The sequence below is a fragment of the Nocardioides taihuensis genome (assembly GCF_042657275.1).
GTDB lineage: Bacteria > Actinomycetota > Actinomycetes > Propionibacteriales > Nocardioidaceae > Nocardioides > Nocardioides taihuensis.
Genome location: NZ_JBHSKD010000029.1, coordinates 34,688 through 53,662, shown reverse-complemented (window position 1 = coordinate 53,662; position 18,975 = coordinate 34,688). Strand labels below are relative to the sequence as shown.

Genomic DNA, 18,975 nt, shown 5'->3' with positions numbered 1-18,975 from the left:
GATCGCCATGCCACGCGCGACGTCCACCCACTGCACTCGCGGGACCCGGTCGCTGCCGAATCCTGGGCCGGCGGCGCGGAGCCCGGGTCGTGCCTCGGTGGACTAGTCCTGACGGGGTCGGCGCGTTGCGGCCCTCCGTGACCGGGATCACACTCGGTATGGAGGGAGGGGGATCCCCATGACCGAGGTCATTCCTGACTACGCGGTCGACTTCCGTGGCCATCCGGCGTGTCCGTGCCAGGTCGAGTGGCTGCCGGCGTACGAGGCCGAGCTCCGGCGTCGGGGCATCATCTCGACCTCGCTGAGCATCATGCAGCTGATCGGCTTCGCTGGTACGTCGGGCGGCACCCACGCCCGCGGCGGGGCCGCGGACCTGCACCACACGTCCGACGAGGCGATCTTCGTCGCTCGGCAGATGGGGGCCGACGCGAGCTGGCACCGGCGTCCGAACTGGGACGGCGCGGGTGGCGTCGAGCACGACCACATCGTGCTCAGGGGCTGCCCGCACAACCTGCCGGCCCGTTACCAGCTCACCGCGGTCGACAACGACGGCAACGGCCTGGGTGAGGGCGGGATGGCTGCCGCCGACGACGGGCCGCGCCCGCTCTCGAAGCGGACGTGGCGTCAGGGCATCACGTGGGCCGAGAAGCAAGGGGACTGGTTGGACATGGCTACCGAGAAGGAAATCCGCGCCCTGTTGAAGGAAGAGGTCAGGGCTCCGCTGCGCGAGACGATGAAGCGGATCGCGGCGAACCAGAGGGCCCGGGTGACGAGTCAGCACGCCGAGCTCTCGAAGGGCCTCACGGACCTGCGCGAGATGGTGGCCGACGAGGCGACCAAGGCCCAGGTCGACCGATTGCGCGACATGATCAAGAAGTTCGACACCGACCTGAAGGCCGAGGCCACTGCTTTCGACAAGGACGACGGCTGACGCTCGGCACCCGGGGCGTACCGGGGTGCGTACGTCGGGGGCCGAGCTCACGGGCCCCGTCAGTCTCAGTCGCGGCCGGGAGTCGCGGCCGGCTCGCCTCGGACCAAGGAGCCACAGCGTCCCCGCGTTGCAGAGCACGCCGACCACGAACGCCGCCAGGAGCCACACGCTGCCGTCCTGGTCGACCGCTCACAGCCCGCACCCGGCCTCGATCCGGCGGCTCTTCGGTTTCCCGCATATCGGCGATGACAGGCTCAGCTCGACGGGCGATGGTGGTGCGCAAGAGGCAGTGCGCCCGACACGGCGGCGTTGTGGACCCCCGTCCATTCCCGTGTGTCGGCTGTGGAGGGCGACACTCCTCGCCACGATGCGTTGTGGCACCCGCACCCACGGGGGGCGCACTGTGGGCGCGGGGGCCACACACCAAGAGACAGCAGAGCCGCCCCGGCACCCACTTGCCGAGGCGGCTCTGTCGTCGGTGTTCAGAACTGCGCGGTCGGTTCCCTCACTGGGCACCGGCCCCTGACCTGCGTAGACGCTGGTGGGCGATACTGGGTTTGAACTTTTGAGAACCGGGATCGCGGCGGACTCGCTGGCGACACTGCTCTGACGTAAACTCGCAGGTCAAAGGGCACTTTCGGGATCTTCTGACGCCTGACAAACCAAGTCATCTCCGGACACGTTCTGACGTCTATGTTCCCCGTATGTTCCCCGAAAGGCGACACTGGAGGGACAATAGATGGCTCGGGAAACCAGTAGCGCCCGACGTGGCTTCGGCCGGATCGAGCGGCGCGAGTCGGGCCGCTACCGCGCGGCGTACACGGGACCCGACGGCCGGCTCTACCGTGCGCCCACGACCTTCGACGCCAAGGAGGACGCCGTCGCCTGGCTCGCCAACCGGCGGGCCGAGATCCAGATGGAGGTCTGGGCACCGGACGCGGCCGCGCGCGGCGCCTCGCGTCGCACGGTGCCGACGATGGAGGCGTACGGCGACCAGTGGCTCGAGGGCCGCAAGACCCGCGGCCGCGAGCTCCGACCGACCACGCGCCAGCAGTACCGGATGCTGCTCGACGTCTACATCTATCCGACCTTCGGGGACGAGCGGCTCGACCGGATCACCGCCGAAGACGTCACCAAGTGGTACGACGCGCTCGCCCCCGGGAAGGAGACGGTCCGCGCGCAGGCCTACAGCCTGCTGCGGACGGTCCTCGGCTCGGCGGCATCAGCTCGACCGAAGCCGCTGATTCCCTACAACCCTGCGCACATCCGCGGCGCCGGCAACGTGGTGCGCGCACACAAGGTCCGGCCCGCCTCGCTCCAGGAACTGGAGAAGATCGTCGAGGCCCTGCCCGATCGGTACAAGCTGATGGCGTTGCTCGCCGCCTGGTGCGCGATGAGGTTCGGCGAGCTGGCCGAGCTGCGTCGCGGCGACATCGACCTGCGGACCAACCGGGTCTCGATCACCCGTGGCGTGGTCCGCGTCGGCGGCAAGTTCGTCGTCGGCTCGCCGAAGTCCGACGCCGGGGTTCGTGATGTCGCGATCCCGCCGCACCTGCTGCCTGCAGTGAAGGCGCACCTGAAGAACCACACCGGCAAGGGCAAGGAAGCGCTGCTGTTCCCAGCTGCCGCTGATAGCAACGCCCACATGGCGCCGTCGACGCTCTACAAGGTCTACTACCCGGCCCGGAAGGCCGCCGGTCGCGAGGACCTCCGCTGGCACGACCTTCGCCACACCGGCGCGGTCCTCGCCGCCCAAACCGGCGCGACTCTTGCCGAGCTCATGGGCCGTCTCGGTCACTCGACCCCTGGTGCCGCGATGCGCTACCAGCACGCCGCCGCCGACCGCGACGCCGAGATCGCTCGGCGACTCTCCGCGTTGGTGTCGGAGCCGAGTGAAACGGTGGGCCAATGACCGAACCGATCGCCAAGCTTCGTCTCGAGGATGTCCTCCGCGGGACCGAGTCGCCCGACGATCTGGTCTTTCTGCTCCGAGCCGGTGATCAGGACGACAACCTTGATCGACTGCAGCACCAAGCCGCTCGCCTGAGCCGTCGATACACACTCGGAGGTGTCGATTGCTACGGCGTCTCTGCGTTCGCTGCCACCGAGGAGAGCGAAGCCTGGGTGCTGGCCACCAAGATGGACGTCCGGCGCCGCTATTACCGGATCACGTCCGCCGACGTGGCGGGGCTCAGGCTCGTGCCCACGTTCACGGCACCGCACTGGACCGTGCTGTTCTCCGGACCCGACGGCCCCGAGTACAAGGCATTTCTGGACGCTCTCGGCGACTTGCGGGAGAATCCATACTGGAAACGGACGGCCGGAAGGAGGCCACGATGACAACTCAGAAGCTCGACGACATGGCCGACTACCAGGTCGACCTTGAGGTGGACTTCGCCAACGAAGACGAGACCGGCTACATCTGGGTGTTCCTCGACGAAGCCCGCGAACCGGAGCGAATCGTCCCCGGCGCTGTACTCACGCTGCGCGAGGGCGAGGACCTAGCCATGGGGCAGGTGATCGACCTCGTTCCTGCGGCCGACGGGACCGTCGTGCACATCGAACTGCTCCCCGGAGCCATCGAGGAGTACCAGGCCGCGATCGAGCGACTGACCGCTCGGCACGCCTGAGCGAGCAACCCATGGCCAAGACCTTTGCGGAGTACGCCCGGGAGCGGAGGGCTCGCATGGGCTCGGAAGGCCGCGAGGCCGAGCGTGTGTTCAGGGCCTACTACGCGTCACTCACTGACGAGGAGCTCCTGGCCGTCTCGATCGAGGACGACGAAGCTCAAGACTGAGTCCGGTCGCCGGTCGGGCCCGAGGCTGCTTCAGCATTGATCGCTGCGTCCACAGCGGCGATGCGCGCGGCCTCGGAGACGTAAGCGCGCCGGAACTCGGGGTCGCCGAGGTCCGTGGCGAGGTCGTCCCAGAACGCGTTCGTGCTCACCAGTCGATTGTGCCGGGCACGCCGCGGCGCCGCCATCGCATTGCGCTCAGCCGATCGGCTCATCGTCAGCGTCCTCTTGTGTCAACTGCAGATACTTCGCCCGCTCGCTGGGGCGGAGTCGGATGAGTGCGCCAGGTGGGCCGTTGCCCTTCCGATCGGACGCGCGTCGCCGGCGGCGTGCGGGAAGGGTCTTGCGGATGAGCGGCTGCCACGCTCGACGGATCGGGTCGGGCAGCTCGAGTTCCTTCCAGATGTCGACCAGGAGCGCGCCGTCGATGAAGTCGAGCATGTCCGTCGGCCCGCCCTCGCGGAGGACGAGCTCATAGGCGCGCGCCCGGTCGGTGCGGTCGGCGAGGTGGTACTGCTGGCGCGGTGCGGACCAGTCGTGGTGGGGCCCAGGAAGCAGGACAGTGGCGAACGCTCGGTCCGGATCCAGCCGCCACAGCTGGTGGGCGAGCCAGAACGGGCGCAGCCCGTACTGCCCCGGTACCTCCACGAATTCCACGGTGGGCCGGACCTCGAGCCGGTGGTGAGCAGCCTCGATGATCCGCTCGGCGACGGCCAGGGACGGTGACTTGGTGCCGCGCTCATACGCCGAGAGCGTCGGCTGCGACGTACCGGCGAGCCGCGCGAGGGCGTCCTGGGTCAGCCCGGCCGCGCGGCGGGCGTACACGAGCAGGGCGTTCCCGGACACGTTTCGAGAATATCGGATCGGATCTGACCGTGGATCGGCCGTGATTTAGGGGCCTGACCAGCCCGAACGCGGACATCGGCCGATGTCCGCGGTGGTTCACTCGCGGCGTGTCCCTGCCAAATCTGGACGGGCCTGCACACCTACCTCTTGACAGGGGTCTGCCCTGAGACAGGAGGAGCGACGATGAGCGTGGGGAAGTGCCTCGGCCTCGACGAGATTGACGGCCCGGCGATGGTGGCTGCCGCAGGGGCGTGGCAGCGCTGGTGCCTTCAGGATCCAGAACTGGCGGTCGTGGATGACCTCCCCGACTTACCCGGCTGGACGCGCCGGGCCCCAATTGCGACCAAGGATGTCCTGCTGGTCCGTCTGCACCGGCTGGCCCAGGACGACGCCGAGGCGGCGACGGTCCTGGCATGGCTCCTGCTGCCCGGTGCGACCCGGTTGGCCGACGGCCTGCGGGATCTGTCGCCGGACATCGACGCGCTGACCGCCGGCGAGCTGTGGCTGCAGATCCGGAGCCGACCGGCGAACCGATGCGTGGCTGCGGCCATCCTCCGCGCTGTGCGCCGCTCTCTGCTCGCCGAGCTGGGCCGCTCCGAGGCAGCGCGGCGGAGCGATCGCACCTGGGCAAACACCACGCTGTGCGACAACCCCGAAGACCTCGACCTTCTCGCGAGTGTCCCCGAGCTTCACGCTGATGCCGTGTTCGAGACGAGCTTGCTCATGCAGTCAGCGCTATTGCGGGGCTTGGTGAGCCTTTCCGATGCATCGCTCCTGAAGCAGCTCGCTGAGGCCGCCGAAGAGCGTTTCGCTCCCGCGCGGCGGGGACGTGCTGGGCTCACCTCACCGTCGGTTGTCGAGTATGTCGCCCGCGACCGCCCTCAGTCGGTGCGATGGATCCGGCGCCGCGCATCGGTCCTCATGGACCGGCTCTGTCGGTACGCCATGGACGAGCGTCTCGTCGAGGAGCTCCGCGCGTTCGTCGCGGCCCACGAGGTGCCGCCGATGAGCCTCGACGAAGTCCTCGAGGAGTACCTGTGGCAGCACAGAGAGAAGTACGTCGACGAGGTTCACGGCGAGTTCGACGAGTCCGCGTGATTCAGAACGTTGCCGTGACCTTCTCTGCCGAGATGGGTGCGTCTACCTCTCCGGCTCCCATGAAGTGTTCAGGATGAAGTGTTCAGGCGACCAGCATCGAACTCGCGCAGGGTGACTTTGGCCTCGAAGGCACCGGGTCCCTCGTCTTCCACCGACCTGAAGCCATCCGGTGGCCGAGGTGGTGGTGTTCTCGAACGACTTCGCTAGGCAGCGGGACCGTGCGCAACCTCGACGCGCCAGGCGTGCCGGATGGGTCGGAAGGTGACTGCCTGTCGTCCCACCCAACCCGGCGCACTTCGACGCGGTGGTCGCGGCCGAGGGTGCGGGCCGCGGCGGCGGTGACTCCGCGGTCGACCAGGACCAGCTCGAGCCGGTCGGTGACGCCCTGCCGGTCCAGGTGCTCCAACATCAAATCGCTCGTCCGGTTCTCGTGGGTTGAGGCGGGCACGACCAGCGCGGCCACCGGGAGGCTGGTGACTTCGACGGCGACGAAGCGCTTGGCGCCCTTGGTGCGGCCGTAGGGGCCGCCGCGCTCGTGGAAGGTGAGGCCGCCGTTCGAGGCGCCGCGGGCGAGGTGGGTGTCGATGACGACCCTCGACGGGCGTCGTGACCATCGGCCCAGCCGTGAACCACAAGCACTCCCAACCCATGCGCATCGCGTGTGGGACACTCGATCGTCCTAGCCCCCGAACGTGGGGTCGTCACCGCGCGGATATGGGTGATGTGGCACCTCGCGGTCGACCACCCGGCGAGCCAGTGCTCTCGTTGATCGCATCACTCATGGTGCAATCCCTTTCGGATGCGGATGGTCGAGCTCGGGCGGGTCGTCGACTGCGGCCGCCACGGTGGGGTAGGGGTCGGCGAGGCCGGCGAGTTGCTCGTGCCCTAGGCGCGCCGCGTACTGCCGGACCCCGGCGTGGGCTCCGGCGAACCGGACGTCGATCGATGCGGCGCGGAGGTCGTCGACGGCCGTCGCCAACGCATCGGCCGCGGTCACGTCGATCTCGGAGGTGGAGTCGAAGTCGATGACGACGCGCGCCGGTCGGGGCTCGACGTCGAGGGTGAGCGAGGTGAGCTTGTCGATCACCGGATCGACGCTGGCGAAGACCAGGGGGCCGTCGGTGCGCAGGATCACGGTGCGGGGAACCGGGGTCGTGCCCGGGTTGGCGTCGATCTCGACGAACCCGCGCTCGGGGTGGCGACCGAGCACGGCGACGTGGGGCGTGCTCATCCGCTGCAGGAGCAGAACGAGGCTCAAGACGATTCCGATCAGGACGCCTGCCATCACCTCGATCAGGACGACGCCGAGGAAGGCGGACAGGGCGAGCCAGAAGTCCGGCACCCGCACCTGGTGGAGGTGCCAGATCCGGCGCGGCGTGATCATCCCGATCACGGCCGAGATGACGATGGCGCCCAGGACCGGTTCCGGGAGGTTGGTGAACAGCCCGGTCAGGAAGAGCACCGTGAGGGTGACCAGGCCGGCCGTGGTCACGAACGCCATCGGCGTACGGGCACCGCTGTCCTCCGCGGCCGCGGACTTCGAGAGGCTTCCGGCGGGCGGGAAGCCCTGCAGCACGCCGGCACCCACCGAGGCAGCGCCGTAGGCGAGAAGCTCGCGGTTGGCGTCGACGGTGGTCCGGTCCTTGGCGGCGTAGGCCTTCGCGACCGCCAGGCCCTCGGCGAACCCGACCACCACGATCCCGAACGCGCCGGGGAGCAGGTCGAGGACGTCGCGGAAGGTGACTCCGCTCCACGACACGAACGCGAAGCCTGACGGGATCGTGCCGACGATCTCGACGCCCTTGTCCTCGAGGCCGAGTGCCGGCACCAGGAGCAGTGCCAGCACGACGACCAGCAGGGCCGCGGGGGCCTTGGGTGCGTAGCGGCGGAGCAGCAGCAGGGCCGCGAGCGAGCCGACGCCCACGGTGACCGCCGCGGTGTTCCACGAACCCGCGGAGGTCGTGACCTCCCACAGCTGCATGAGCGTGCTCCCCTCGGGCGTCTCCATCCCGACCAGCTTGGGGAGTTGCCCGACGACGACGTACACGCCGAGACCGATGATGAACCCGTCGAGGACCGGCTCGGCGAACAGCCGGGAGATGAACCCGAGCCGCAGGGCGGCGAGCCCGAAGAAGACGGCGCCCACCAGGAGCGACAGCACGGCCGTCAGTGCGACGTACTGGTCCGTCGCGGTCGCCGCCAGCGGTGCCACCACCGTCGCGGTCAGCGCTGCGATGGTGGAGCTCGGCCCGACGAAGAGCCGCTGCGAGCTGCCCAGCCAGGAGTAGGCCAGGACGGCGAGCGGCACCGAGTACAGGCCGAACTGGGCGGGGACGCCGGCGATCGAGGCGTAGGCCATCGCCTCGGGCACCACCAGGGCCCAGAGCGTCAACCCGGCGACCAGATCACGGGTCAGCCACGTCGTCCGGTAGCCCCGTAGCCATGCAGGAACGACCGTCGGTCTCCTCGACCGGGCGGCCGGTGTCGGGCGCGCAACGTCCACCGGTCAACCTCTCCTGCTTCTGGGGCAAGGATCGGGATCAGTCGGGAAGATCGGCACAGTCGTCCCCCATGGGGGATTGTCCCCGCGGTGCCCCGGGCGTTGACTGCTGCCATGAACGACGAAGTCCCGAGTGCGCCACGCCAGCCCCTGCTCGACGACGACAGCCGTCGCGTCGTGGCGGCTGCGCTCGCCGGTGCTGCGCTGGGCGCCTGGCCGGCGTTCACGCTCGGCGTCTACGGCGTCATCTTCTTCGAGCAGCACCTGTCGCTCTGGGCCGCGGCGACCTCTGCCTTCCTCGCCCTCGGCTACGCGCGAGGGCCGCGCGTGTGGCGTCGGCCGGCCGTCCTGGCCCTGCTGCTGCCCACGCTGTGGATCGTGCTGGCCTGGATCCTCCCGGTCGGAGGCACCTCCGGGATCTACCAGGCGCTGTTCTGGCTCGGGGTGGTCATCACCGTCGCCGGGCTCCCCGCCATGGCCGCCTTCCTGGTGCGCCTGATCATCCCGACCGCCGAGCGCCTCCAGGGCCGCGAGCGGCTGGCGGCGGTCGGAGTCGTCGCCACCGTCATGCTCGCCTCGTTCCTCACCGGCACGCAGCACCCGCGGATCCTCACCTGCGAGGACTTCAGCATCAGCGGCAACTACTCGCCCGACAACTGCTCGCCGGGCACCGGCAGCACGGTTCGCTGAGCACCGTCCGGCGGGCACCGAGTCACCGGTCACGGTCACGAGGAGTCCTGAGCATGGCCGGCGGTCCTGGCGTGCTCCCGCCGCAGGTTCCAGAAGACGACCGCGATCGCGACGGTCGTGACCGTCCCGGAGATCACGACCGATGCGAGGGGGTACTCGCCGAGGCTCAGGCCGATCCAGTAGGCAAGCAGGCACGTGTACACGCTCCACAGCACGCCGCTGAGGACCGACCAGCCGAGGAACCGCCGGTAGCGGATGTCGGAGAGCCCCATGGTGGCGTTGACGACGAAGCGCAGCCCCGGGACGTACCGGCCGCCGACGATGAGGACCGGGACGCTCCCGGTCATGATGGCGAGTCCCTGGCTGACCTTCGGGTTCGCCTTCGCCTTGTCCAACTGCGGCCGTATGCGACGGGCAGAGCGACGGGCGATCCAGAAGAGGCTCGAGTCGCCGACGATGGCGCCGAGTGCTCCCATCACGATGACAGGTAGAAGGTCGAGCGTGCCCTGGGCCGCGGCGGTTGCAGCCGCGTTGAGCGTGGTCTCGGCCGGGAAGATGGGCACTACCCCGTCCAGGGCGACCAGGCCGAAGATGCCGAGGTAGGTCAGGAGGTCATTTGAGGCGTCGGTGACCGAGAACCCGTCACCAGTCGCCATGTACAACCCAGCCGCCACCACGGCGACCACGACCGCCACCCCCACGAGCACGACGTACGCACGGTGCCGCCCGGAGGCAGCGGCCCACCCATCCCTCGCCGCTCGTCGCCAGCCCTCCGCACGCGTCACATGCTCACGATCCCACACAGCGGGTCGACCGCAGAGTAGAGCCCGCCATCGAGCCGTGCCGGAGGTCGAGGATGGATGAAGAGTCCAGTCTGTTCGCAGCGGTGCGGCAGCCGAGGGCGGCCGGTATCGCCGGTCTCGCCTTCGGGCTGATCCTGATAAGCGTCCTGCTGCTTCTGCAGTCCGCGACGCCGACCTCGTTGGCCGAGTCCGGCACCTGGACCAGCGACGAAGGGCGACGGGAGGCTGTCTCGGCCGCGCTGGCGCTGATCCCGTGCGCGGGCATCGCCTTCCTTTGGTTCATCGCTGTCGTCCGTTCGTCGTTCGGGCACCGTCAGGGCCGGTTCTTCGACGCGGTCTTCACCGGGTCGGGGCTTCTCTTCGTCGCCATGTTGTTCGCAGCGGCCGCGGTGCTGATGGCCGCCCTGTCCCTGGTGGACGCCGGCGTCGCCCGGGATCCGGCCGTCGTCGCCGAGGCTTGGGCGCTGGCGAGCGCCCTGCTTGGCGCGTTCGGCGCGCGGATGGCTGCGGTGTTCACCCTGACCGTCTCGACCGCCGGACTGCGCCTGGGGTCGCTGCCGAAGGTCGTCGCCGCACTCGGCTACGCGACCGGGTTGCTGCTCCTGCTCACGCCGCCGCTGCCCCGATGGGCCCAGCTGCTGTTCCCGGTCTGGGTCATGGCGCTCAGCATCCTCGTGCTGGTGCGCGAGCACTCCGCACGAAGGCTCCCGTCCGCCTGACCCGTGGCCTCAGGCCTTGGGACCGACGACCCAGGCCTGTGCCTCGTTCATCGCCGCCCAGGTCGACTCGCCGAGCACGGGCGTAGCACCGAATACCTGGTCGGGCGGTTCGACTGTCACCGGCACCGTGCGGGCGAGCAGTCGTGCCATCTTCGGGTCGAGCCCCGACACGTAGAGCCTGCCGCCTGCCGCACCGATCTGCTCGGCGTACGTCGCGAGGATGCGGAAGAACGTCGCGCCCAGGGAGACCCGGCCGCGCAGCCGTAGCACGACCGCCGGCTGCTCGGCGTCCCCGACCTCCGGAAGCCGGGCCTGCAGCGTCCGGGCACCGGCGAAGAACAGGCTGCCGTACACGTCCAGGACGGTGACCTGGTGACCGACGAGCTGCTTCGGTGCGGGCTGCTCGGCGAAGCGGCCGTCCTCGGTCGGGACTAGCTCGACGACCGTGAGGTCCATCGCCTCGCGGTTGAGCTGCAGCAGCAACGAGAGGACGACGCCCACGCCGACCGCCGAGGCCACCGGCAGGAAGAGCGTGGCCACGAACGTGGCCGTGATCGCGATCTGCGACAGGCGGCCAGTGCGCCAGATCGTCATGACGACGCTGGGACGCAACGAGCCCACGGCCGCGAAGATCAGGACCGCGGCCAGGGTGGGCATGGCCACCTTGCCGACCACCCCCGCAAACACCACGAGGATGATCACCATCCAGAGACCCGACCAGATCGCCGCCCAGCGGGTCCGGCCACCGACCGACACGTTGAGCGCTGTCTGTCCGACGGATCCGCCGACCGGCTGACCACGGAAGAGTCCGGCTGCCACGTTGCCGAGGCCCTGGGCGAGGAAGTCCTGGTTCATCCTCGAGGGGCGGCCGTCCGCGTTGGGCGCTGCCTCGCTCACGCCGGCGCCCTGGACCAGGACGATGACCGCGATCGCCAGCGCCCCGGTGACCAGGTCGACCGAGAGCAGCCCGAAGTCGGGGATCGCCGGCAGCGGCAGCGACCGCGGGATGGCGCCCTGGTCATCGACTTGGGCGACGGTGACAGCGCCTGCGATCACGACCGCCACGGTCGGCACGACCAGCGCTATGAGGGCGCTCACGCTGTTCAGCTTCGTCCGCGCCAGCCCGAAGAGGATCGCCAGCGCACCCAGCCCGGTCAGCAGCGACGCTACGTCGATCTCGGACGGATGCGTGACGACGTCGATCGCCTTGGCGAGGGAGTTGTCGCCCTCGGCGGTGGTGCCGGTGAGGTCGGCCAGCTGCCCGCACAGGATGTTGACGGCCACCCCGGTCAGGAATCCGGTCATGACGGAGTGGGAGACGAAACGGGTGTAGCGGCCCAGCCGGAGCAGGCCGGCGGCGACCATGGCCAGGCCCGCCAGGAGGGTCAGCAGGAAGAGTGCGTCGGTTCGTTGTGAACCTTCGAGTCCGGACACAGCCGAGCCCGCTGCGAGCGCAGCAGCCGTGGTGGTCGTGATGACCATGAGCCGGGTGCTGGACGTGAGGCCGCCGGCGATCGGCCCCGCGAAGCTGGCGTAGAGGCCGTGGACGGGGTTCACCCCGACGAGCACGGCCGAGGCCATTCCGTCGGGAACGCTGCTGATCGCTCCTGGGAGCCCCGCAATCATGTCCTTGCCGATGGTGGCGCGCTCCGGCTTGACCGACTGCAGCCATGCGCGGAGCCCTCCGGAGGTGGCGGCACTGGCGTCGTCTTCGGCGTCGTCGGCCGGACGATGCTCGGTCATCGCCGGCTCACCCCGCTTCCACTCGGGCCCGCAACCTCGGCGGGCGAGCTAGACAGTAGGTCCGTCCAGCCGTAGCGGCGCAGGGCATAGGCCTTGCGGTGCGGTGCCCGCCGCGGTGGGCATAGAGAGGCGGTGTGGACCGGCGACAGCACCGAGAGCCCGCCGACGAACATCTCGTAGCCGGCGTGGCCGAACTCGGATCGCGACGACTCCGCCGCCGGCATGCCGCCCTCCTTACTTCCCGTGGCGCTTCGGGCCGCCGACCGCGGTCGCAGACCGGATCTGCCGCGACGAGTACGCGACCATGCCGATGAGCGGATGCTCACAGGTCGAGGAGCGCCTCCGCCCACCAGGTCGGTGGCGTTGGCAGTGGGTCGAGTTCGGGGCTGGTCTGCGAGGGTCCATGGACCGGCTGAGCAGCGTCATTCACCTTGGCCTGCCGGGCGACCACTGCGTCGCTCGTGACGTTGAAGACCGTGAAGTCCTGGCTCACCGTGACCGGCCCGCTGTAGTGGGCACCGACCTCGTCGAAGACGCTGTCCACGCCTGGTGTCACGTCGAGGTGCCACAGGGCACCCATGCGGGGCTTCGTCAGGTCGAGGATCTTTCCCATCTGGTCGGGGATCGTGTGGGCGCTTCGGGTGATGTTCAGTGCCGCCTCCAACGGAAGTCCCGCGGCGCGTGCCAGGACCGCGGGCGACTGGAAGCACTCGTGGATCAGCAGATCCGCGCCCACAGCGGCCTCCACTACGTGTCGGCACGGGCGGGTGTCGCCGGAGAAGACGACCTTGAGCCCGGCGTAGCTGACGGAGTAGCCGACCGCCCCGCTGAGCCCGTGAATGGCGGGGAAGCACGAAACGGTGACCCCGTTGCGCTCGTAGACGGTCTCTGGGCGGTCGAAGGGGATCTCGTGGCCCACCATCGCGAAGCCGGTGGACGGACGGACTCCACGGATCGAGGCGGTGTCCCAGGCCATCGCTTTGCCCATGTGCTCGACGAAAGCGGTCAGACCCAAGTCCGGGTCCTCGTTCGCCCCGCCCCAGATCTCGACCGGGTCGACCCGTCCAACCTTCGCCATACTGCCGAGCAGGCCCGGAATGTCGCCGATGTGGTCGGCGTGCAAGTGCGACAGGAAGACCTTCGTCGTGGACTCCAACGGCAGCGAGAGCGCGGTGAAGTTCGCCACGGACCCCGAGCCGAGGTCGAAGAAGAAGAAGTCCCGCTCCGGGTTGCCCACCTCGATCAGCAGCGACCCTGACGCCTGACTCCGTCGGATCCACGGATCTCCGCTCCCGAGCACTGTCACGCGGATCTCGCCGGTGGCCAGTTCTTCGGTGCCAGGAACGAATACCTGCGGGCGCACCTGGGCGGGATCCCCCACTACCGGGGTGGTGGTCAAGGCCTGGGTTCCGCCCAGGTGAGCCAGCGTGGGCATCGCGGATTCAGTCATCAGTTCATCTCCCGATCTCCGAGACGGTCTCTGCGATCAACATAGCCGCTCCCTTGGTCCGCCCGGCGCCGGTCCCCGCAAGCGGCTCGACGGTAGAGTGGAGCCCGGGATCGAGACCCGTCGGAGGTTGATCGTGGACGAGGGATCGGGTCTGTTCGCAGCGGTGCGGCAGCCGAAGGCGGCCGGTATCGCGGGCCTGGCGTTCGGGTTGATCCTGATCGGCGTCCTCCTGCTGCTGCAGTCGGCGACGCCGGACTCGGTTGCCGAGTCGGGCACCTGGACCGACGACGAGGGTCGGCGTGAGGCTGTCTCGGCCGCGCTGGCGCTGATCCCCTTCGCGGGCATCGCCTTCCTCTGGTTCATCGCCGTCGTCCGCTCGTCGTTCGGGCACCGTCAGGACCGGTTCTTCGACGCGGTCTTCACCGGGTCGGGGCTCCTCTTCGTCGCCATGTTGTTCGCAGCGGCCGCGGTGCTGATGGCCGCTCTGTCCCTCGTCGACGCCGGCGTCGCCCGGGACCCGGCCGTCGTCGCCGAGGCCTGGGCGCTCGCGAGTGCCCTGCTCGGCTCCTTCGGCGCGAGGATGGCCGCCGTGTTCGCCCTGACCGTCTCGACCGCCGGGGTGCGCCTGGGGTCGCTGCCGAAGGTCGTCGCCGCACTCGGCTACGCGACCGGGTTGCTGCTCCTGCTCACGCCGCCGCTGCCCCGATGGGCCCAGCTGCTGTTCCCGGTCTGGGTCATGGCGCTCAGCATCCTGGTGCTGGTGCGCGAGCACTCCGCACGAAGGCCCCCGGCCGCCTGACCCATATGGCCTCAGTCCCCGGGGCCAACCACAGCGGGTCGCTGGCCACCGTTGGCCCTGCACCCGATGAGCGCACCTCTCCAGCGTCACGATCGGGGACCTCGTCGGCGCCAACTGAGTGTCCATCTGGTCCGGGTTGATGCGACCGTCGGCACCGACCGACCTACCGGATCTGCCGCGATCCGCACGGGTGGGACTCAATGCGAGAGGCCGATCCGGCGCTACATGCCGATGCCCGGCGCCTGCTGTGAAGGCACCTGGCGGTGGGGCTCGACACTGGGTTCCACGTGTCGACGTTTGGGAGCCCACTGCTTGCGTATCCGGTATGCGAGCGCTGAAGTCGGATGCTCCTCTGGCAACGGGCGGACCGTCGCGTTCCTGAGCAGGCGCTCGGGGTCGCGTCCCTGCCGGTGGAGCCTGTCGAGCTCACGCGCGAGGTCGAGGGTGCGCTCGTCGGAACGACCGACGTACGCGACTATGCGCTGCTCCCAAACGCGAACGGCGTCGTCGTGCCGGCCGTTGACGGTGCGGATGAGCCCCCGGCGGAAAGCGGCGGCGCGGTCGTCGTCCGGCGCGGGACCGGCGATCGTGCGTTCGTCGGGCGTGATGCCCTGGGCAGCGCGCCAGACGGCGATGTCCGCCCGCAACTCCGGGGTGAGGACGTCGGCATAGTCGTCCAGCCAGGGCGGGAGCGTCGTGTCGGCACGGTCGCCGACCTCGGCCGCAAGGCTGCGCACGAGGCGAGCTCGTGCGGACAGACAGGGACCCCAACGCGGGTGTTCGGCCGCATCGCTCGGGATGGCGGGCAACCACGGGAGCGGACCTGGGGTGAGTGGTCCGTCCTCCTTGCCGAGCAGCTTCTGGGTCGCGAACCCCACAGCGTCGGCGTACCTCGCCGCGGCATCCTGAAGACGAGCTTCCGGAGTGGCCGCCAGTGCGCGGGTCGAAGTCGCCGACACAGCGGTGCCGTCGAGGGCGAGCACGTACTCGAGGGTCTCGGTGGCGGTGAGTTGTTCGGAAATGCCGGGGAGCTCGAAGTCGCGGTCGTCGCCCATGTCGTCGGTGATGACATGGACATGGTTCTCGGCGCGGCCGCGGGTCAGCATCGTGTAGAGCAGCTGCCGGGTCTCCTCACCGGTGACGACGCCGTGCATGACGTCGGCGGTCAGGCCTTGGGCGGTGTGAACGGTGGACGCGTAACCAAGCTCTACGTCGGCGGCGGCGTAGTCCGCAGGGAGGATCGTGGTCAGCCCGGAGTCGCGGTGTCGCACGGTTAGGTTGCCGCCGCTGATGCCGGTGACGGTCCAGCGGTCGCCGTTCTTGACCCAGTCGGTGCCGCTCACGCTGAGCCGGCGGTCGTTGCGTCGGGTGAGTACGACGTCGCCGACCGACGCGTGGGTGCCATCCCGCAGCCGGACCTCGTCGCCATCGGCCGTGTCCCCGAGCCGGGCGGACCGCGCTCGCCCGTTCAGCTCCCGCACGAGGTCGTGGGTCGGCGCCAGCATCAGACAGTCGCGACCGGCATCCTGCTCGCGGTGCCACGCGTCGAAGACCTCGTCGAGGACGGCCTGCTGGTCGCCGACGTGGATCCGTTCCTGATCGAGGTAGTAGCCGAGCGCGGACCGGTCGCCGTCCCGGAGTGCCAGCGATGCCTCGGCCTCGACCGGGTCGTCGAACCGGACGACCTCGTCGAGGCGTACGGCTCCGTGCGTGCGGGCGATGTCGCGGAGGACGCCGCCCGCTCCGATGGCGGCGAGCTGCTGGTCGTCGCCGATCAGCCGGACAGTGGCGCCGCGTTCGATCGCGAAGCCGATGACCCGATCGAGGGTGATCGTGTCGGCCATGCCGGCCTCGTCGACGACGAGCAAGGTGCCCGGTCTAACGGCGGCTGCGAGCGGTGACCCGGGCCGTGTGTCGAGGTCGTGGACGAGTTTGGCGAGCGTCTCGCACGGCATGCCGGTGGCGTCGCGCAGCGCGGCCGCGGCGGCTGCCGATGGGGCCAGCCCGAGCACCCCGGCGCCTGCCTCGGTCCACACGTCGGCGAGTACCCGCATCGCGGTCGTCTTGCCAGCTCCCGCTGGGGCGAGCGCGAGCCGCACGCGTCCGCCGCTGGTGGCCATCGCGCGGACCAGCTGCTCTTGACCGGTGTTGAGCTCGGTGCCGTCGACGCGCGCGGCCAGGAAGGCCAGTTCGACGTCCTCAATCGACCATGCCGCCGCACCGGTACTCGCGGCCGCGGCGAGGATGCGGGCCTCGGCGTCGAGCACGCGCGTTGTGGTGAAGTGGTCGCGGCCGGTGTGGCGGTAGACGCTCGTCCCGTCCGAGCGGCACAGGCCGGCTGGTTCGCTGATCAGGTCGCGGTCCGGCGTGAGGTTGACCGACAGCTCCCTGACCTCGTCGACGACCCAACCGACGGCCTGGGCGACCAACTCGGCGGGGAGCCCGGCGTCGCGGATCTGACGATGAACCTCGGCGTGCATGTGCCAGGACTGCCAGGTCGCCCGGTGCGCCTCGAGCTCGCCGAGCACGCGGTCGGCCACCTCCCGGACCCACCACGACGACACAATGGCCTGTGCGGACGCGCCGGTCGGGTGGAGCGCGGCCAGCACCATCCGATCGACGGCTTCCGGAGATCCGAGTACGTCGACAGCCTGCCTGCGCCAGGTCGTCCGCTGCTCAGCAAGCGATCGCGGCTCGTGCTTGGTCTCGCGCGTCTCCAGATTCGCCTGTTGGGCCAGTGCAACGGCTTCGACCGGCGTCGGCGTACGGCCATGAGCGTCGCGGAAGTCACGCGTCAGCTCGCGCTGCCTGGCCACGATGTCGGCTCGCCGACGCGACCACCCGTCGCAGAGTTCCCGGTCGACGCCGACGATCTCGCGGATCGGTCGCTTCTCGCGATCGGTCCCCGGCCGTTCGGCGAACTGCACTCCGAGTGCGTTGACGAGGTGTAGCTCCAGCGCTGTGTTGTAGGTCTCCGACGCGGCGACCACGTGCTGGTGCAGGACGCGCCCGTAGATCGACAGCCACTTGCCCTGCTTGGTCTGCACCCTGTTCGCGACCGCCACGTGCGTGTGCAGGTCCGGATCGCCGGCGCGCGAGTCACGGTGTTGGAAGGCAGCGGCGATGAGCCCGCGCGTCTCGACCTGCCGTACGCCGTCCTTGCCCTCGCGGGTGAGCAGGGCCTGCTGCTCGACGAAGCCCAGTGCGTCAGCGACCGCCGCCTGGTGGGCCTGCTCGATCTTCGCCGCGACCTCAGGTGGAGCGATTGCCCAGAGCGCGGAGACCGACTTCACTGGGCTGAACGTCAGGTCGAACCCGGCGACAGCCGTCTGCCGCGGCCGCGAGTACCGCGCCAGCGCCGCCGACAACTCCCGGGCCGACGCCGGCTCTCGCCCGTTCTCGGCGACGAAGAACTCACGCGCTGCAGTCGAGCGAGAAGTAGCGCGCTCGGCCGGCGTCGGCGTGGGCACGGGAGCCAACAGCTCGTCCACCCGCTTCGTGAACGCGTCGACCGTCTCGTTGGCGTAGACCTTGTACGCCACGCCGAGCGGGAGCCCGGTGACCGGGTCGCAACCGCTGCCGAACAGATGCTTCATCTGCTCGCCCGTGACGACGTCGTTGATCGCCAGGCCGTCGATGCCGTCAAGTCCCGAACCGACCCACCGTCCCGGTGCCTCGCCCTTCGCGGCGTAGTAGTCGGCGAGCGGGATGCTGCCCTTCTCCGTCGAATCGAGCGCGGCGACCTGCCGGGTCAGGTACTCGTACCCCGACCCGGCCGACAACTTCTGCAGCGTCATCGTCACGCCCCTCAAGGCCGCGAGCCGGCCGCGAGTGGCCAGGGAGACCTCGGATGAAAGAGGTGTGTGAAAGGAGGTGGTGAGGGATTGGGAGGAGGGTGGGCGGAACGACAGGGGTGAGGAGACAGGGGAAGTGGGCAAACGGATGGAGTGGCCGGGAGGTGAGGAGGCGGGAACTGAGGAGCCGGCAGGAGCCAGGGGAGATGCGGATGTCCGGGTGGGAACGCCCAATGACCTGGGGTTCGCGCCACCGCATGCGGCAGGTAGCCCGGGGAGATTGCCGCGTCTACATCGTCCGGATCTGATGACAGGTCGGTAGGATGCGCCCCTTGTCAGGGAAGCGGGGGCCGTCTGACATGAAGAACGACGAGGGTGGTCAGGCACATCACAGACAGCACGACTCCAAGTCCCAGAGTCGTCACGTCGCCTGACTGCCACATGCCGAGCGCTGTTCCTACACCCAATAGCCACGCAAGGCTGACGGGGAGCAGTTCACCGGTCCACGGCAGCCAGTCCTGTGCGCCAAGTGCGGGGCGGGGACGCCTGGGCCAATCGCGGAACCAGTGTGCAATGGGATGTGTGTGCATGGCGGTGCGCTGGCACTTCGCGCACGGCGTCGCATGCGTTCCAGCACCACCCGCTGACTCCCGGAACGGGCCCAGGAGTCTGAACGCCGAGATGAGGATGAGCAGCGTCACCGTGCCTGCCACAACCACGACCGCCACGGTCCATCTCTCCTGGGGTCGTTGTTGCGGGGTCGTCAGAACACTACTTCGTCACACCCGCGCCCGTGGCGGCCCCGGGC

General features: G+C 69.4%; 17 protein-coding genes. 9 read left to right on the top strand and 8 right to left on the bottom strand.

Going from position 1 to position 18,975, the window contains the following annotated elements:
- The first annotated feature begins 310 nt into the window (after nt 1-310).
- The 5 genes from ACFPGP_RS22920 (at nt 311) to ACFPGP_RS22900 (ending at nt 3,728) form a co-directional block, all read left to right on the top strand.
- Complete coding sequence (locus tag ACFPGP_RS22920) at nt 311-931, top strand: hypothetical protein (RefSeq protein WP_378593810.1); 621 nt, start codon at nt 311-313, stop codon at nt 929-931.
- A 739-nt stretch (nt 932-1,670) separates the two neighbouring features.
- The gene (locus ACFPGP_RS22915) at nt 1,671-2,843 is read left to right on the top strand and encodes a tyrosine-type recombinase/integrase (RefSeq protein WP_378593808.1); all 1,173 of its coding nucleotides are present in this window, start codon (nt 1,671-1,673) and stop codon (nt 2,841-2,843) included.
- A complete protein-coding gene (locus ACFPGP_RS22910) occupies nt 2,840-3,271 on the top strand; it encodes a hypothetical protein (protein ID WP_378593806.1) in 432 nt (143 codons plus the stop codon). Before ACFPGP_RS22915 ends, ACFPGP_RS22910 begins: the two co-directional genes overlap by 4 nt.
- A gap of 20 nt (nt 3,272-3,291) precedes the next feature.
- Nucleotides 3,292-3,561 carry a hypothetical protein gene (locus tag ACFPGP_RS22905; protein WP_378593804.1) on the top strand — a complete coding sequence of 90 codons (270 nt, stop codon included), beginning with the start codon at nt 3,292-3,294 and terminating at the stop codon, nt 3,559-3,561.
- A gap of 11 nt (nt 3,562-3,572) precedes the next feature.
- Nucleotides 3,573-3,728, top strand: coding sequence for a hypothetical protein (locus tag ACFPGP_RS22900; protein ID WP_324500036.1), 156 nt, complete (start codon nt 3,573-3,575; stop codon nt 3,726-3,728).
- On the opposite strand, the gene ACFPGP_RS22895 is transcribed toward ACFPGP_RS22900, so the two are convergent.
- Nucleotides 3,719-3,877: a hypothetical protein gene (locus ACFPGP_RS22895; protein WP_378593802.1), complete on the bottom strand. Its 159-nt coding sequence runs from the start codon at nt 3,875-3,877 to the stop codon at nt 3,719-3,721. The two genes, ACFPGP_RS22900 and ACFPGP_RS22895, sit on opposite strands and share 10 nt — an antisense overlap.
- Before the next feature lie 46 nt (nt 3,878-3,923).
- On the bottom strand, nt 3,924-4,571 hold the full coding sequence (locus ACFPGP_RS22890) for a helix-turn-helix domain-containing protein (RefSeq protein WP_378593800.1): 648 nt from the start codon (nt 4,569-4,571) through the stop codon (nt 3,924-3,926).
- A 183-nt stretch (nt 4,572-4,754) separates the two neighbouring features.
- Between ACFPGP_RS22890 and ACFPGP_RS22885 the strand changes: the two genes are divergently transcribed.
- Nucleotides 4,755-5,669, top strand: a complete 915-nt coding sequence (locus ACFPGP_RS22885) for a hypothetical protein (RefSeq protein WP_378593798.1) — start codon at nt 4,755-4,757, stop codon at nt 5,667-5,669.
- 82 nt (nt 5,670-5,751) lie between these two features.
- On the opposite strand, the gene ACFPGP_RS22880 is transcribed toward ACFPGP_RS22885, so the two are convergent.
- The gene (locus tag ACFPGP_RS22880; protein ID WP_324503582.1) at nt 5,752-6,339 is read right to left on the bottom strand and encodes a transposase; all 588 of its coding nucleotides are present in this window, start codon (nt 6,337-6,339) and stop codon (nt 5,752-5,754) included.
- A gap of 108 nt (nt 6,340-6,447) precedes the next feature.
- On the bottom strand, nt 6,448-8,172 hold the full coding sequence (locus ACFPGP_RS22875) for a SulP family inorganic anion transporter (RefSeq protein ID WP_324503583.1): 1,725 nt from the start codon (nt 8,170-8,172) through the stop codon (nt 6,448-6,450).
- A 111-nt stretch (nt 8,173-8,283) separates the two neighbouring features.
- Here ACFPGP_RS22875 and ACFPGP_RS22870 point away from each other — a divergent pair, with 111 nt between their 5' ends.
- The gene (locus ACFPGP_RS22870) at nt 8,284-8,859 is read left to right on the top strand and encodes a hypothetical protein (protein WP_324503584.1); all 576 of its coding nucleotides are present in this window, start codon (nt 8,284-8,286) and stop codon (nt 8,857-8,859) included.
- A gap of 35 nt (nt 8,860-8,894) precedes the next feature.
- Here the strand turns inward: ACFPGP_RS22870 and ACFPGP_RS22865 are convergent, their stop codons facing one another.
- Entirely contained in the window at nt 8,895-9,566 is a 672-nt protein-coding gene (locus ACFPGP_RS22865) for a DedA family protein (protein ID WP_378593795.1), read from the bottom strand.
- A 149-nt stretch (nt 9,567-9,715) separates the two neighbouring features.
- Here ACFPGP_RS22865 and ACFPGP_RS22860 point away from each other — a divergent pair, with 149 nt between their 5' ends.
- Nucleotides 9,716-10,381 carry a hypothetical protein gene (locus tag ACFPGP_RS22860; RefSeq protein ID WP_378593794.1) on the top strand — a complete coding sequence of 222 codons (666 nt, stop codon included), beginning with the start codon at nt 9,716-9,718 and terminating at the stop codon, nt 10,379-10,381.
- A gap of 9 nt (nt 10,382-10,390) precedes the next feature.
- Here the strand turns inward: ACFPGP_RS22860 and ACFPGP_RS22855 are convergent, their stop codons facing one another.
- The gene (locus tag ACFPGP_RS22855) at nt 10,391-12,124 is read right to left on the bottom strand and encodes a SulP family inorganic anion transporter (protein ID WP_378593792.1); all 1,734 of its coding nucleotides are present in this window, start codon (nt 12,122-12,124) and stop codon (nt 10,391-10,393) included.
- Nucleotides 12,125-12,446: 322 nt separating this feature from the next.
- The gene (gntH, locus tag ACFPGP_RS22850; protein ID WP_378593790.1) at nt 12,447-13,574 is read right to left on the bottom strand and encodes a guanitoxin biosynthesis MBL fold metallo-hydrolase GntH; all 1,128 of its coding nucleotides are present in this window, start codon (nt 13,572-13,574) and stop codon (nt 12,447-12,449) included.
- A 133-nt stretch (nt 13,575-13,707) separates the two neighbouring features.
- Here gntH and ACFPGP_RS22845 point away from each other — a divergent pair, with 133 nt between their 5' ends.
- A complete protein-coding gene (locus ACFPGP_RS22845; protein ID WP_378593788.1) occupies nt 13,708-14,373 on the top strand; it encodes a hypothetical protein in 666 nt (221 codons plus the stop codon).
- A gap of 221 nt (nt 14,374-14,594) precedes the next feature.
- On the opposite strand, the gene mobF is transcribed toward ACFPGP_RS22845, so the two are convergent.
- Nucleotides 14,595-18,170 carry a MobF family relaxase gene (mobF, locus tag ACFPGP_RS22840; protein WP_378593786.1) on the bottom strand — a complete coding sequence of 1,192 codons (3,576 nt, stop codon included), beginning with the start codon at nt 18,168-18,170 and terminating at the stop codon, nt 14,595-14,597.
- Nucleotides 18,171-18,975: the final 805 nt, after the last annotated feature.

Coding starts and splice junctions, on each gene's coding strand:
- ACFPGP_RS22920 (WP_378593810.1), top strand. CDS start 311: ATGCAGCTGATCGGCTTCGCTGGTACGTCGGGCGGCACCCACGCCCGC.
- ACFPGP_RS22915 (WP_378593808.1), top strand. CDS start 1,671: ATGGCTCGGGAAACCAGTAGCGCCCGACGTGGCTTCGGCCGGATCGAG.
- ACFPGP_RS22910 (WP_378593806.1), top strand. CDS start 2,840: ATGACCGAACCGATCGCCAAGCTTCGTCTCGAGGATGTCCTCCGCGGG.
- ACFPGP_RS22905 (WP_378593804.1), top strand. CDS start 3,292: ATGGCCGACTACCAGGTCGACCTTGAGGTGGACTTCGCCAACGAAGAC.
- ACFPGP_RS22900 (WP_324500036.1), top strand. CDS start 3,573: ATGGCCAAGACCTTTGCGGAGTACGCCCGGGAGCGGAGGGCTCGCATG.
- ACFPGP_RS22885 (WP_378593798.1), top strand. CDS start 4,755: ATGAGCGTGGGGAAGTGCCTCGGCCTCGACGAGATTGACGGCCCGGCG.
- ACFPGP_RS22870 (WP_324503584.1), top strand. CDS start 8,284: ATGAACGACGAAGTCCCGAGTGCGCCACGCCAGCCCCTGCTCGACGAC.
- ACFPGP_RS22860 (WP_378593794.1), top strand. CDS start 9,716: ATGGATGAAGAGTCCAGTCTGTTCGCAGCGGTGCGGCAGCCGAGGGCG.
- ACFPGP_RS22855 (WP_378593792.1), bottom strand. CDS start 12,124: ATGACCGAGCATCGTCCGGCCGACGACGCCGAAGACGACGCCAGTGCC.
- gntH (WP_378593790.1), bottom strand. CDS start 13,574: ATGACTGAATCCGCGATGCCCACGCTGGCTCACCTGGGCGGAACCCAG.
- mobF (WP_378593786.1), bottom strand. CDS start 18,170: ATGACGCTGCAGAAGTTGTCGGCCGGGTCGGGGTACGAGTACCTGACC.